Below are 14,529 nucleotides of genomic sequence, written 5' to 3' on the forward strand. Positions count from 1 at the left end.
ACCTCCCCAGCTCGTGCCTACTTGGTCAGGATTCCTCTTCGCCAGTGACCTTGGGGAGGCGCGGCGCCGTTTCCTTTGGGTCCTCTGGTTTGGCAAGCACCCAGTGGCGTCCCTCCAACTTGACCGATGGACGGTTGCCGTGATGGGGCTTTGCTTCAGCTAGCCGGAAGCTTACAAACTCTCCCCGCTGCGGCACCTCGGCTCCAAGCTGCTGGGCGATATCCTGGTGCTTGCTGTAAGGCCCGGCGATCACGATGCCCTCTTCGCGGAGTACCGTTCGGGCCCGGCCTTTTCCTTCTCGGAGACGTGCCATGTAGTCGAGTTGCTGTGCTGCTGTGCGAACGGCTCCTCGTCCGACGCGGCGATTCTGAACTCTCCGGAACAACTCGATGACTCGCCTCTGTCCCTGACGAGGTCCATCGATGAGGATCTGATTGCGCGTGGTTTCGGGAAGATGCAAGAGGACATTCTCGGGAAGCTTCGCCTCATGCCAGATCCAAAATACCTTGCTTTTTCGATACTCCGCCTTCAGGGTCAGCTTCTTGTCGCGATTGCTGCCTGTATTGAGAAATTCTTCACGGACCCGGAAAAGTCCGGCACTCCAACGGCTCTTGTAGTCGTCTGCCCACACCAGGAGGCACAGGTAGCCCATCGCCTCTGGCGGTATCATCCAGCCGCCAAAATCCTGGGAGAACTTGCAGTCAACATCTATGCCGAGGATTCGGTAGTCCATAGGGTGCTTGCTGTCGTCGCCGACATCGCCGCCGTCATGAAATCTGAACTCTCGCTGAAGGTTGATTTCGACGAGCGTGCCCGCGTGAGTCTTTTCGGTCTTAAAAAGCTGCTTCCATGCGAACCGTCCTGTCGCCTCGCCATTGAGTAGCTGGTCAATTGTATCTCGGAGAACGGAAGCGAATCGTTGTCCGGTCGGATCGAGAGAGCGAATATGCTCTGCTACTTCCTTAAGCTCGGGGTCCAGTTTCAAAAGTTCTTGGTTGGCGATCCAAGTGGCGGCATTTACATCGTCTTCTTCAAACGGAAGCAAATCGTATCCCTGTGCGGTACCGTGATGCCAATGTGTAGATTTGGCCGATGGGTCCGATGCCGTACTGACCTCATCGGCGGATGACTCGCTGGACAGGACTTCGCCTCACACCGACGGCAGTCTGGGTGCAAGGTCAGTAACCGGAATCGTAGCGTCGTTGCCGTGTCGGGAGTCCTTTGCCCGGAACCGCACCAGACGGCGGTCTGCGCTCATGGCTGAGGTCGGCGGGATCAGAGTGAACGCCATCACGATCTTCGATGGGTCGGCCGATCCGTTGCGTACGACGGCGTGGACGTCACTGTGACTGTCGCCATCGACGACGGGGTACAGAAGGATGACTCCGGTTGTGGTTCCGGCCTCGGCGGTCTGATCCGGGTGGAGCCCGAGCGGTGTGGCTGCATTCTCGATGAGACGCTGTGCGGCCGTGCGGTGCTCGACGCTGGCGATGCGCCCGAAGGACGTCTTGCCGGCCTGCCGCTTTCGTCGGACCAGAGACAGCGGGGTGGAGCCGAGGATGCTGGCTTCGACTCGCTTGTTTGAGGCAAGTCGGGGCGAGACGAGCAGCCAGTTGTCGACCTTGGCCAGTGAGCCGTCAAGCTGCCTCAGATAGGTCAGGTGGGGGTCGAAGTAGCGCGGACGCTCCCACTCAAGCTGGGACAGCACGCCAAGGAGTTCGTCGTGAGCAATGATCCCGGTGAGTGCTTCGAAGGTGCGCGTCAGCGAGCTGGAGCTGTCCGGCGGATTGCTGAACGACACCGGCGTCGTGCCAAGTCTGTCCAGCAACGGGCGCCAGCGTTCTGTGTTCCGCTTGTGAGCCGCGCTGTTGTTCAGCGGGTACGAGGCAGGCTCGATGGGGCGTCCAGGGGACCGGATCTCCACGAGTTCCGCGTTGAACATTTTGTTGCGTGCGGACGGTCTGACCCAGGGCAGGTGTTGTGCGACGAGAGGGGGCACTTCCATGGGCGTCAACTGAGGCTGTCCATCGACCACTACGGCGTATTGGGCCAGTTGCTCGCGGAACGTTTCCTCGTCCCGGCAGATAGCCTCGTATGCCTCGTACAGATCCGCGGTCTTGTCGCGCCCGAAGGGTTCTTCCCGCCCGATGTAGAGCCTGACCAGGTCCCTGTAACCAGGCCGGAACCCGAACCAACGCCCCATCTGCATCAGCGTGTCCGCCTGCTGGGTGGTACGCCGGTAGTAGGTGATAGTCAGGCCCTCCACGGTGAAGCCACGTGACAGCTTCGTACCGCCCACGAGGATCTTCCAGACGTGCGGGGTCCGGTCGAAGTCGAGGCCGAGCTGATCGAAGTAGCGATCACTGTCACCGTTCACGACGATGACCGGCTGGCCGTTTGAACCTATGCGCCGCCGCGCCTCGCTGACGTATGGGCGAAGTGCCTCGTACGACGTCGGCGACGGGAGGTCAGACGCACGCGCCTCGCTTACGGGGATGAAGTCTGCGGCCCATAGCGAGGCAAGGCGCTCATGGCCGACCGTGGAGCTGTATCCCGCCTGGTGCCACATGGAGTTGATGCGCAACGCGAGCTCGGCGTGATCGTCCTTGCGTACCGACTGATGCACGAGCATCGTGTGGTGCCGGAATGGGGCTTCTGGGACGCCGTGATCGGCTCTGTAGAGCTTGAGGGCACCGGACAGGATGAAGGCGTCCATAGCCTCCTGGAGGCGATCACCGGTCGCCTCGTAGATGCCCCGGACATGCGCCTTCTCCTGTGAGTTGGCGAATGTTCGCTCGTCTTCCGCCACTGGAGAGTCGAGATCGTGGAAGTCCTGAGCGCCCATGTATCCGGTGGGGCGAGGAAGCGAGATCAGGAAGTCGCTCGGGAAGATGTCCTCGTCGTCACCGGGGTCGACGAAGACATTGGCAAAGGGAGTGGCCGTATAACCCACGTACTGCGCCCGCGGTAGGAGCTCCAGGAGCTGGGAGATCAGCCCGTTGATCGCGGTGCGCTCGGTGGTACCCGCTTCCCACTTCTTCGGGTCAAGCGTGTTCACGGAAGCCTGATCGGACTCGTCGTCGATGATCAGGGCGGGTAGCTCCCCGAGCAGCCCGTGGATCTGCTTGAGGTCCTTGACGAGCTTGGTGAGGACGGACTTGTTCTTCTTCACCACCAGTACCCGAGCTGCGGCGTGATGGATGTTCGCAGCGTCGTAGAGCGGGCGGGTGGGTTCGCGCTTCTCGAACTCCAGGGCTCGGATGCCCTGGGCGAGGCTCTTGTAGTCGTTGTCCCGGGTCGTCAGGCGCTCGATGTCGAAGGCGCCCAGTGTGGAGGGGCGCCCTCCGTGCTGGACGAAGTGGGGCCAGTCGGCGTCGTCGTCGCTGACGTAGTCCACGCCGACGAGGGAGTCCAGGTCGGTGATGTCCGCGCCCCGCAGGATGTTTTCCTGGCCGATCAGCTCCATGTCGAGACGGCGCTGGGTCTGTGCGCGCAGGAGGTTGAGGGTTCCGCCGAGCACGATGACGAGGCGGTAGCCGGCGTCGATCGCCTTGGCGGTGACTCCGGTGAAGTTCGCTGTCTTGCCCGACTGGACGTATCCCACGACCAGGCCCTTCGCCTGTCGGGCCGCGGGCTGTTCGGGGTCGGTGAGGCGTTCGACGACCGCTTGGCTGGCCTCGTCCAGGCTGGCTATCGCCGCTTCGGACCAGCCCTTGGCGCGGAGCTTCCCCTCATACGACTTCCAGTAGAAGGACCGGGCAGCCGTGCGCTCGGGGGTGTACCAGGGGGTGAACTCGCGAGTGATCACGGTGGGACCGGGGAGCTTTGCCACGGGAACGGCATTGTCCAGCGCCTTCCGCAGGTCGCTGCCGAATCTGAGCCGGTCGTAGACGACCACCCGTCGTTCGTCGGTGCGGGCGGGGGTGCCCAGCGCCCAATGAGGTTCTTCCGCGAAGTCCCATGCGGTGAGGTGTCGGCTCCAGAGGGCCGTGAGCGTCTCGTCCGCGTTGACCAGACTCTCGTGGAAACGCTCTTCGCTGAGATCGGCGTCCGGATGGTCCTCGTCAGCAGCCAGCGCGGCCCAGCGTTCGAAGTGCTTGGGGCTGGTGGCCATGCCTGCGAGAGCGGAAGCATGGATGTCCAGGAGAACGTCGGCCGGGGTGTGGCTCATGTGCGGGCCTCAATCAGCGGTCGGTGAGGGGAGGGGACGAGGGCGAGTGATGTACGGCGGTCAGGAGAACCTCTGCGTGCGCCGGGCGCGATGTGCTTCCGCGGAAGCCAGAAGGATGGTGTTCCAGTAGTCCACGCGGTCCTGGCGGCTTCGCTCCCAGCGCCCGAGCCCGAAGCAGTCCTCAAGGAGCAGGTACAGCAGGGTTTTTGTGACAGGAGCGTCGTTCGCGCCGCCGCGTCTGCCGTCGTTGAAGTCCTCGCGGAAATCCTTGTTCAGGACGACGGTGTTGTTCTCGCGGTCCAGATCGAAGAACTGGTCGCGGGGGAGCGCTGCCCAGGTGAACGTGATCGGCTCCTCGCCTCCCTTCTCCGGCAGTTCCTCCTTGATGACCCGCTTGACCTTCGGGTCGAGGCCCTTGCCGGGAGGGGTCACCGGCTTGCGGACGATCTCCGTGCGCCTTGAGCCGTCTCGGTACGCGGTCTCGGCGTCGCTGAGGTACTGATGGAAGGTGCTCCCCGCGGAATCCACCGCCTTGTCCACGCCGAGAGTGAAGGCGGGGGTGACCGTGACCCTTTCCTTCTTCACGTCGAGGCTCAGCACACTGTTCTCGTGCGCGGGGAGATCCACTGCCACCCGGGCCAGTACGAGATGCCCTTCGGGGTTGCGCAGGCCGTTCCAGCCTCCCGCCTGGACGAGGCGATCGTTCCGGTAGAAGTAGAAACCCTGACGCTCCGCTAGCGCACCGATCTGCCGGAAGCCCGCCTGCTTCGACTTGGCCGGCCAGATGTGGGCGGTCAGGCGCATGTCTCCGATGCCCTCCACGGGCGCGGTGAACTGTCTCGGATACCCCTTCTTTCCGGGCACCTTGTATCCGAAGGGGTCGAGCGCCTCTACGGCAATGTGGTCCACCTCTTCGCCGAGTTCGTTCGCGCTGCTGCTCACGTCCCATACAGCTATGTCCAGTTGGAGACCCCGCTGCAGGAAGCGATGCAGGTAGAGGCCGAGGTGGGTCTCCAGACGGGCGATCGCCTGCGACAGGTACTGGTCGCTCTGCCCAGGTGTCACTGTCTCGAAGGTGCGCACTTGGTCCCACCGCACGACCGTGCCGTGCCACTCGATGATGCCGTCGTAGCGGTCGACGAGGTCCTGGGCGTAGCGAGGGTCGACGGTGTCGCAGCGGAAGCTGTCTTCGATCCCTTCCGCGGTAAGACGGCGGCCTGCGGCGCGGCTGCGCTTCGTGCGGCTCACCACGGTGAGGGACGAGGCATGCGAGAGCGATGCGGCCTTCAGGCCGGTGCCGTACATGCCGAGAGCTTGGTCGCCATAGGTGCGGCGCCTGCCGACCGTCATCGCGTCATCCAGCCCGGTCTCGTCCATTCCTTTGCCGTTGTCGATGATCAGCAAGGTCAGGATCCGCTTGGCGTCACGGAGGAAGTGCACGACGATCTTGTCGGCGCCCGCGTCGATCGAGTTGTCGATCAGGTCCGCAACGGCGACCTCGAAGCTGTAGCCCTGGTTGGTCAGCGCTCTCCCGTAGCCGGCGTCTGGCGGCAGATGCGTGCTGCCGGTCGTGGGGACGTCGTACTGCCAGACGGTGCCGGGCTCGTAGGGCATCGGTTCCTCAAAGTGCACAGGTCAGGGCCACTCCGAAGACGTCAGCCCTTTAGCTCAGACGGTAAATGTGACCGTACTGCAAAGGTAGGACATAGAGGGAGGTAGAACTCTGAAGTGGGTTGATAAGTCCCTTATCTGTCTTGCGTTTTGGGATGGAGGGAAGCCAGGGATGGAAGGGAGGCGAGGTTTGCCCGCGGCGGCTTTTCATGTGTGCAGCGTGCGCTTTGGTGTGCTGCGGGCGGCAAGGTCACGGGCTGGGGCTGGAGTGGGAGAGGGATGCGGATGGCCCCGTCCTCTGGTGGTTGCCGTTGGGGCCGCCCGCTTCTTTGGCAGCGTCGCGCTTCCGCAGGCCGCGTCAAGGGCGCTTCACTCCGCTGCGCTGCGTTCCACGTCGGCTGCGCCGATGGCCCTCCGGGCCACCCTTGACCCGGCCAGCTCCAGCACGAGGGAGAAGCGAGCGGGCGGCCCGGAAGGGCGGGTGGCCCAGGTTGGTTGTGGTGGGGTCGGCTGCTTGGCCGGCCGGGGTTGGGGGCGCGCCCGCGTCTCGCATGCACGCCGGGTTGGCTCAGCGGCATTCCGTTGGTGGGTGGGACGCGGTCGGTCACGGCGGCACGCCGGGCGGGTTTGGCGGTTGGCGGCCGGTGGTCGACGGGATGCTGCGGCAGGACGTGGAGGCCCCGTGCAAGCAGCGGCTATGTGCCATCGTCGACCGGCCGGTCTTCAGCAGCACCCTCACCGAACCGGCACTGACTCCCATCGGCTTGCGCATACCCCAGCACACCGCCACCACCGCCCTGACGGCCACGCCTGAGGGCAGCCCCGAGAGGCAAACAGCGCACTGGGCTGCCCTCGGGCCTCGTTACTTTCGCCAGAACAGGTGGTGTGTCACACCGCTTGGGCTGGGCACCACCTCCAGGTGGAAGCGGTCGAGCAGCTCGTCGGGGGACTCCCAGAGTCGTAGGCCGGACCCGAGCTTCACCGGTGAGACCGCCACATGCATGGTGTCGACGAGGTCGGCGTCGAGGAACTGGCGGATGGTGGTGACCCCGCCGCCGAGGCGGACGTCCTTGCCCTGGGCTGCCTCCCGGGCCTGTTCGAGGACCGTGGCCGGGTCGGCGTCGACGAAATGGAACGTGGTGTCGGAGAGCGTGAACGAAGGACGCTTGTGGTGGGTCATGACGAACACCGGCGTGCGGAACGGGGGCTTGTCCCCCCACCAGCCGCGCCACTCGTAGTCCTGCCAGGGCCCGCGGTGCGGTCCGAACTTGTTGCGGCCCATGATCTCGGCGCCGATGTTGCGGGCGTAGTCCCGGGTGAAGTAGTCGTCGAGGCCCCGGCTCCCCCCGGGATCCGTGCGCATGGGCCAGCTCGCCGTGGCGCCGGCCCAGGCGAACAGCCTCTCGGCATGGTCGAGGCCGAACGGCCGCTCAAGGCGCTGGTCCTCGCCGGCGCCGATGCCGTCACTCGAGATGTTGAAGTTCTGGACTCTCAATAGCTGAGGCACGTGTTCCTCCGGTGGAGTCGGACAACGGTGGTGAGACTCTCCGGGCCGGGGAAACTCATCGCTGGGTCCGTGGCCGGTCAGAAACCGGGCTACCTAGGGCTACCTGGGGTTACCTGGAGCTACCTGGTGTCCTGACTGACCTGTGGAGTTTGCGGGGGGTCGGGCAGCCTGCCGTCATGAGTGGACGCCCCCCTGCGGTTGAGCCTCTTTGTCGGTAATAGGGCGTTTTGTTCCACAATGGACTTGGTGACTATGTGAGGAGAGTCCCATGTACGTCGTGGTCCAGCACAAGATCTTGAACCCCGAGGCAGCGTTTTCCCGTGGCCAGGCCCTGACCGAGGGTGTCGGAGCTCCTGAGGGCACCCGGGTGCTGCAGGCCTACCCGCATGTGGACGGATCTGCGGTGACGTGCCTCTGGGAGTCGAAGTCCGTCGGAGACGTCCAGCGCTACGTCGACACAACTCTCGGAGACTCGAGCGTCAACGTCTGCTACGAGGTCGACGCGGAGAAGGCGTTCGCCGACCGTCCAGTCGGCCTGAGGTCGTCCTCGGCCCCTGTTTCCTGAGTGAGCGAGCGAGGGGGTCCGGAGCAGGTGTCGTAACCGATCTTCGGACTCCCTCGCTGCATGGCATGCGCGACGGCGAGCGTCGCGCATCATTCGGCCAGGCCAGGAGGTCGTCAGCTCTGCGATCCCAGGCCGTGGCACTCCCCGTAAACCTGACCCGACTCACACCAGCACCCAGCCCCGCGCTGCGGCGGCCAAGCCACGGCCCGCCCGCGCGCCGCCAGCGTCGTCGCGTACTGCGGCAGCAGGGTCGCGTCCTCCGGTGAGGCGCCCTCCGAGGCGGCGAAGGCCTCGTATGAAGGGACCGTCCCCGTGACGATCCCCAGGTTCGGGGTGCCGGAGGACGACAGCTCCCGCAGGGACGCCTCTATCGTCGTCAGGTGCTCGGCATGGGAGGGGTACTCCATCGCGAGGGACGGGTACGCGGCGACCAGCTCCGTCAGCTCTGCCGAGGTCCAGTGCAGCACCGCCACGGGGAAGGGGCGGGACAGGGCCTCCCGGTACGCGCCCAGTTCCGCCCGCAGCCGGGAGATCTCCGCCTCCAGTTCCGCCGGGTTCTCCGAGCCGAGGGACCAGACGCGCTTGGGGTCGTGGAGTTCGTCCAGGGAGATCGGCATCGAGTGGAGGGTGTCCGCCAGGATGTCCCACTCGTCGTGGGCCATGCCCAGCATGCGGCGTACGCGGTGGCGGCCGAACAGCAGCGGATGCGTGGAGTACGGGGGCTCCGGTACGTCCGTGAGGAGCAGGCGGGCTCCCTCCGTGAACGTCTCCTGCGCCTGCTCCAGCTCGTCGTGCGACTCCAGGGCCTCCGCGACGATCACCCACGGGGCCGGGTCCCGGGGGGAGGCCGCTCGGACGCCTTCGATGATCGCTCTCGCCTCCGCCTCGTGGCCGTACTCCCAGAGGTTCGATGCCTTGAGGGCTCGTACCAGGTGGGGGTTCTCCAGGCCGGTCGGCGAGGACAGCAGGCGGTCGTAGAGCGCGGTCGCGGCGGGGCGGTCGCCGGACAGTTCCAGGTGGGCCGCGGCCTGGAGGAGCAGGGCCTCGGCGTCCTCGGGATAGAGGCCGGCGGTTCGCTCCAGGCGTGCCGCTTCGGCGGTGTGGTCGACGTTTTCGGCAGGCGTGTCGGGGCGCATGGGGGACACCGTACTGCCCATGGCTGACGGAGGAGAGAACAGAGGGGAGATGAGAGGGCGGATATTGCCTGGTCCGGGTGGGCGGCGGGCATGCCGTGTCGCGCCGTGCACGAGCCAGGCTCACCCCTGCCTTCACGCCTGACGTCTGCAGGCCTCCCGCCTCACGCCCCAGCCAGCCACAGCAGCACCAGGAACGGCACCGGGATCAGCGTCGCCATGGCCAGCCACCCGCCCGGGCGGGCGTCGCCGCGGCGGCGTGGGCCCAGGACGTCCACCGCCAGCAGCAGGATCAGTAGCAGGGCTCCGGTCAGTGCCAGCAAGAACATCATCACGGGCGCGTGATCGAGCGTGTGGTAGTCGCAGTTCGACATGTCCGGCCTGGTCGCGAACGCGTCGCAGCTCAGCGGCGCGTACTCGGTCAGCAGCCAGTACGTCAGGTAGAGCGGGATGATCGCGGGCACGCCGAGGGCCAGGTTTGCCAGGGCGGGCGCCAGCAGGCCGTGCCGGCACCCGCGCTCATCCTCCTCGTCGGCTGTCACTTCTCCAGCTTCCACGACCGGTCGCGTCCCCCGCCGCGTCAGATCACCACCCCGTCGATCTGCAACGTCTGCACCGCCTTCGCCGCGAACGGCACGGCCACCGACTTTCCGCTCAGGAACGTGTTCGAGTACGACCGGTACTGGTCGCCGCCCGTCGTCACCGTGTTCCAGCGCGGGACCAGGCCGCCCGAGCCGCCGGAGACCGTCGTGAAGCGGGACAGGTCGAAGGTGAGGGTCTGGGCCGACGTCGACGTGTTCACCGCGACGATCACCAGGCGGCGCGCCGACGCGTCGTACGCCGCCGCCGCGTAGCTCACGCCCGTGTCGAGGATGCGCATGCCCGGGCGGATGTGGCGGCTGAACTGGGCCATCACGTAGTACTTCGGCTGGATGGTCGTCGGCTGCAGGGTGTTCGCGTCGTACGCGATCATCGCCCAGCCCGTCGACGGGTCCATGACCTGCCAGTAGCACCAGGCGGTGGGGTGCAGCCAGCGGAAGTCGTAGCAGAGGTTGGAGGCCATGGTGAGGCCGGTGCCGTCGCTGTCCCCGGTCTCCGAGTTCCAGAGCTTCTTGCCGGACGTCGTGACCACGTCCGTGTAGAGGAGGTCCCTGCGGCCGCCCGAGCCCTGGTAGCCGTGCACGTTGACCTGGCTGACCAGGGACTTGGTGGAGGAGCCGAAGGACGACCACGTGGAGCGGGCCGTGTCGTAGTTCGTCTCGTCGGACGCGGCGATCCTGATCCCCGTCAGGCCGCGCTTGTCCAACTCGCTGCGCATGTACGGGAGTACGGCCGCCTGGACCGCCGGGTCCATGTGGCAGCCCTCCTGGGTGCCGGTGGCGGTCCACCAGGTGGAGGCCGGCTCGTTGAAGGGGTCGACCGTCGCGAAGTTCACGCCCCAGTTGTTCCTGGCGTAAAGCGCGGTCGCCGCCAGGTGGGAGGCGTGCTGGCGGTAGTTCCAGGTCTGGAGGTTGTTGCCGCCGCCCGCCGCGCCGGACGGGTTGTGGTTGGAACACATCCACCACATCGGGGAGTTGGCGAAGAGCTCGGTGGTCGCACCGCGCTGCGTCGCCTTCTGCAGCATCGCGCGCTGGTTGGCGTCCGCAGTCCAGTCCCAGGCGGAGGACGTGGGGTCCTCGTTGTTCCAGTCCTGCCAGAAGCCCTCGATCTGCTTGAAGCCGGGGATGTTGGGCGACTCGACCATCGCCTCGCCGTTGACGGTGTTCCAGCTGCACGCGCCGAGGTTGTAGCGGGCGATGTTCAGGCCGAGGCCGGGCAGTGTCGTGCCGTTGTACGTCACCGAGTTGGTGGTGAAGAAGAGGTCGGCGAAGTCGTTCCGGCTGCCGAAGACGTTGGCCCACCAGGCCAGGGACGTGCCCCAGCCCTCCCAGGTGCCGTACGACGTGCCGGGGTTGACGGCGATCGTCGCGTCCGCGTGTGCGGTGCCCGTCGCCAGGGCGCTGCCTAGGAATGCGCCGCCTGTTGCCGCCAGCAGAGTTCTGCGTCGGATCATGACTTCTCCGCTTTCGCTCAACGGCCGGTCGTCGTCGAACCGGCGTCGTGGCCTGTCCAGCTGATGCCGACAGGAAGCATCGGGTGTGGCGCATGAGGTTGTCGAGGGTTCCGACAGCCCTTTCTCAAACCTGTGGAAGAAGTGCGGAAGGAAGCGTTCGGGGGGTCGGACGCTCCGGGTGCGCGGGGGCGTCGGGACCGGTGTGCGGTCGGCTCTGGACCGGTGTGCGTACGGCTCGGAACCGGTGTGCGTACGGCTCTGGAGACCTCGCGCGCCGCCCGTTACCGTGCCCCCGCCCGCTATGCGTGCGCCCCGCGCTTTCGTCGTGCGGGCGGCCCCGGTGGAGGAGGCTCGGATGGTGCGGGTTCGCGTCGTGCGGCACGGCGGTCTTCGGCGGCGCGCCCTGCGGCGGCGCGTGCTGTGGGGCGGTGGGGAGGTTCTCGTCACCGTCGGGGTGGTGCTCCTGCTGCTCGTCGTCCATCAGGTGTGGTGGACCAACCGGGAGGCCAGAGCGGGCGCCGAGCGCGAGGTCAGGGCACTGGAGCGCGCCTGGGACGGGGGAGGCGGCGACTCCGGTACGGCCGTACCGGCGGCCACGGCCCCACCCGCGTCCACCGGCTCGCCCGAGCAGCCCGGCGGTAGCCGCCGCCGGCCCGCCGCCGACCCCGCACCGGCGCCCGACTGGTCCCAGGCCTACGCCATCCTCACCATCCCCCGCCTCCACCTCCGCGTCCCCGTCGCCGAGGGCGTCAGCAAGGGCGGTGTCCTCGACAAGGGCTACGTCGGCCACTACCCCGGCACCCAACAGCCGGGCCAGGCCGGCAACTTCGCCCTCGCCGGGCACCGCAACACCCACGGCGAGCCCTTCCGGTACATCAACCGGCTCGCGCCCGACGACACCGTGCGGGTCGAGACGAGCAGCGCGACGTACACGTACGCCGTCGACCGGACGCTGCCGCGGACCGCCGCCCACGACGGAAGCGTGATCCGGCCGATCCCGCGCTCCACCGTCCGGCCCGGCTACGGCTACGACGACCCCGGCCACTACCTCACCCTCACCACCTGCACACCGGAGTACACGTCGAAGTACCGGCTGGTGGTGTGGGGCACGCTCGTCTCCATGCGGCCCCGGTAACATCAGGACGTACGACAACATCAGGTCGTATGAAGCGAGCGGTCGAAGCGAGCCATACGAGGGGAGGGGCACCGATGATGCGCAAGTGCGCGAATCTGCGTCCCGCCGCCGTGCTGCTGCTCCTCTTCCTCGAGATCGCGCTCCTCGACACCGGCAGCCTCTCCGCGACCGTCGCGCTCGCCGCGACCGCCGCCGCCGGTTCCGCCTTCGCCGTCTGCTCCCTCCTCGCCTCGCGCGCCGCGCCCGCCGTGCCGCCGACGCGGGTGCGTACGGCCATCCGCGACCGGGCCCGCCGTACGGCCTTCCTGCCACAACGCGACCCCGACGCCTCGGGCCGGCCACGGCCCAGGGCACCCGGGCACGCCCTCCTGGCGACCCTCGCGTAGGAACGCACCGACACCCGATATCCCCTGGGACGGGTGACCCCACGCGGGGTCGTCATGCCGCCATGCCGAATTCCGAATTCCGAATTCTGAATCTCGATCCCGAATCTCGAATCTCGGATCCCGGCATTTCGCTCATCACTCCGGCACGACGAGACCCTCGGAGGGCTCACCCATGTCCGTTTTCGCCGACCTTGTTCAGCAACTCGCCGACCTGCTCCACCCGCTGTTCGGCGCGACCGCGGCCGCCGCCGCGATCGTGCTGTTCACCGCGTTCGTACGGCTCCTCGTCCACCCCCTGTCCCGCGCGGCGGCGCGCGGGCAGAAGGCCCGGACCGAACTGCAGCCGAAGATCGCCGAGCTGCGGAAGAAGCACGCGAAGAACCCCGAGAAACTGCAGAAGGCCGTACTCGCACTGCACGCCGAGGAAAAGGTGTCGCCGCTGTCCGGCTGCCTGCCGAGCCTCTTCCAGCTGCCCGCGTTCTTCCTGCTCTACCACCTGTTCTCGAACACGACCATCGGCGGGCAGGCGAACGAACTGCTCACGCACCAGCTGTTCGCCGCGCCCCTCGGCGGCCACTGGAAGGACGCGCTCGGCGACGGCGGGGTGTTCGGGGGAGCGGGGCTCGTGTACGTCGGGTTGTTCGTGGTCGTCGCCTGCGTCGCCGCGTTCAACTACCGCCGTACGAAGCGGATGATGGCCGCGAATCCGACCGCGGTGCCGATGGCCGAGGGTGAGCCGGTGCCGGGGATGGGGGCCGTGACCAAGGTCATGCCGTTCATGTCCTTCTTCACGCTCTTCACCGTGGCGGTGGTGCCGCTGGCGGCCGCGCTGTACGTGGTGACCAGCACGACCTGGAGCGCGGTGGAGCGGGCCGTGCTCTATCGCTGACCGGACAGTCGATCCGGCCACGGGCCCGGGGCCTACGGTCCAGTACGTGAACCAGGTATTGCGGGATGGCCGTTGAGCTTGGAGGATCGACCAGTCCTCCGATGGCTGCACACATCGGCGGGCGCCCCGCGATCGAGGGAGATTGTGATCATGAAGCTGCTGCGAGTCGGTACGGCTGGAGCGGAGCGTCCCGCCCTGCTCGACGCCGAGGGGACCCTGCGGGACCTGTCGGGCGTCGTGCCGGACGTCGACGGACCGCTGCTCGCCGACGACGACGCGCTCGGCCGGATCCGCGCCGCCGCGGACGCCGGTGAGCTGCCCGCACTGGACGCGACCGGGCTGCGGGTCGGGCCGCCGCTGGCCCGCATCGGCAAGATCGTGTGCATCGGACTGAACTACCACGACCACGCCCGCGAGACCGGCGCCGAGCCGCCCGCCGAGCCTGTCATCTTCTTCAAGGCCGCGGACACGGTCGTAGGCCCGAACGACACCGTGCTGGTGCCTCGCCGGTCGACGAAGACCGACTGGGAGGTCGAGCTCGCGGTCGTCATCGGGCGTACGGCCCGGTATCTGGAGTCGGCCGAGGAGGCGCTCGCGCATGTCGCCGGGTACGCGGTGGCGCACGACGTGTCCGAGCGGGAGTTCCAGATCGAGCGGGGCGGGACCTGGGACAAGGGGAAGAACTGCGAGACGTTCAACCCGCTGGGGCCGTGGCTGGTGACCTCGGACGAGGTGCCGGATCCGCAGAACCTGTCGTTGAAGCTGTGGGTCAACGGTGAGCTGAAGCAGGACGGGACGACGGCCGAGCAGATCTTTCCGGTGGCGGAGGTCGTGCGGTACGTCAGCCAGTTCATGACGCTGTATCCCGGTGACGTCATCAACACGGGTACGCCGGCGGGGGTGGCTCTTGGGGAGCCCGAGCCGAAGCCGTTCCTGCGGGCCGGGGATGTCGTCGAGCTGGAGATCGAAGGGCTCGGCCGTCAGCGGCAGGAATTCAAGGACGCGTAGACGCTGCGCTGGGAGAGCCGGGGAACTGCGGGTGTTTCGTCAGCCGCGGGTGGTACGTGGCTGGTCGCGCA

General features: G+C 66.9%; 12 protein-coding genes. 5 read left to right on the top strand and 7 right to left on the bottom strand.

Annotated elements, in window-relative coordinates; all coding sequences use genetic code 11:
* Positions 1-25: 25 nt before the first annotated feature.
* The 4 genes from ACIREI_RS07460 to ACIREI_RS07475 all read right to left on the bottom strand — a co-directional run bounded on the left by ACIREI_RS07460 (position 26) and on the right by ACIREI_RS07475 (position 7,289).
* Complete coding sequence (locus tag ACIREI_RS07460) at positions 26-1,045, bottom strand: NaeI family type II restriction endonuclease (RefSeq protein WP_403328430.1); 1,020 nt, start codon at positions 1,043-1,045, stop codon at positions 26-28.
* A gap of 105 nt (positions 1,046-1,150) precedes the next feature.
* Complete coding sequence (locus ACIREI_RS07465) at positions 1,151-4,171, bottom strand: Z1 domain-containing protein (protein WP_403328433.1); 3,021 nt, start codon at positions 4,169-4,171, stop codon at positions 1,151-1,153.
* A 60-nt stretch (positions 4,172-4,231) separates the two neighbouring features.
* On the bottom strand, positions 4,232-5,785 hold the full coding sequence (locus ACIREI_RS07470) for an ATP-binding protein (protein WP_403328436.1): 1,554 nt from the start codon (positions 5,783-5,785) through the stop codon (positions 4,232-4,234).
* Between the two features lie 859 nt (positions 5,786-6,644).
* Positions 6,645-7,289, bottom strand: a complete 645-nt coding sequence (locus ACIREI_RS07475; RefSeq protein WP_403328439.1) for a dihydrofolate reductase family protein — start codon at positions 7,287-7,289, stop codon at positions 6,645-6,647.
* Between the two features lie 268 nt (positions 7,290-7,557).
* Between ACIREI_RS07475 and ACIREI_RS07480 the strand changes: the two genes are divergently transcribed.
* A complete protein-coding gene (locus ACIREI_RS07480; RefSeq protein ID WP_403328442.1) occupies positions 7,558-7,854 on the top strand; it encodes a hypothetical protein in 297 nt (98 codons plus the stop codon).
* 113 nt (positions 7,855-7,967) lie between these two features.
* On the opposite strand, the gene ACIREI_RS07485 is transcribed toward ACIREI_RS07480, so the two are convergent.
* From ACIREI_RS07485 to ACIREI_RS07495, 3 genes are all read right to left on the bottom strand, one after another.
* A complete protein-coding gene (locus tag ACIREI_RS07485; RefSeq protein ID WP_403328445.1) occupies positions 7,968-8,990 on the bottom strand; it encodes a hypothetical protein in 1,023 nt (340 codons plus the stop codon).
* Positions 8,991-9,151: 161 nt separating this feature from the next.
* On the bottom strand, positions 9,152-9,529 hold the full coding sequence (locus ACIREI_RS07490) for a hypothetical protein (RefSeq protein ID WP_403328448.1): 378 nt from the start codon (positions 9,527-9,529) through the stop codon (positions 9,152-9,154).
* Positions 9,530-9,567: 38 nt separating this feature from the next.
* A complete protein-coding gene (locus ACIREI_RS07495) occupies positions 9,568-11,040 on the bottom strand; it encodes a glycoside hydrolase (RefSeq protein WP_403328450.1) in 1,473 nt (490 codons plus the stop codon).
* Between the two features lie 355 nt (positions 11,041-11,395).
* On the opposite strand from ACIREI_RS07495, the gene ACIREI_RS07500 reads away from it, so the two are divergent.
* From ACIREI_RS07500 to ACIREI_RS07515, 4 genes are all read left to right on the top strand, one after another.
* Complete coding sequence (locus ACIREI_RS07500; protein WP_403328453.1) at positions 11,396-12,175, top strand: class E sortase; 780 nt, start codon at positions 11,396-11,398, stop codon at positions 12,173-12,175.
* A 74-nt stretch (positions 12,176-12,249) separates the two neighbouring features.
* A complete protein-coding gene (locus tag ACIREI_RS07505; RefSeq protein ID WP_403328456.1) occupies positions 12,250-12,561 on the top strand; it encodes a DUF6412 domain-containing protein in 312 nt (103 codons plus the stop codon).
* Between the two features lie 172 nt (positions 12,562-12,733).
* On the top strand, positions 12,734-13,450 hold the full coding sequence (locus ACIREI_RS07510; RefSeq protein ID WP_403328459.1) for a YidC/Oxa1 family membrane protein insertase: 717 nt from the start codon (positions 12,734-12,736) through the stop codon (positions 13,448-13,450).
* Positions 13,451-13,600: 150 nt separating this feature from the next.
* Positions 13,601-14,458, top strand: coding sequence for a fumarylacetoacetate hydrolase family protein (locus ACIREI_RS07515; protein ID WP_403328462.1), 858 nt, complete (start codon positions 13,601-13,603; stop codon positions 14,456-14,458).
* The last annotated feature ends 71 nt before the right edge of the window (positions 14,459-14,529 follow it).

Source organism: Streptomyces sp. NPDC093591 (assembly GCF_044764885.1).
In the GTDB taxonomy this organism is placed as follows: Bacteria; Actinomycetota; Actinomycetes; order Streptomycetales; family Streptomycetaceae; genus Streptomyces.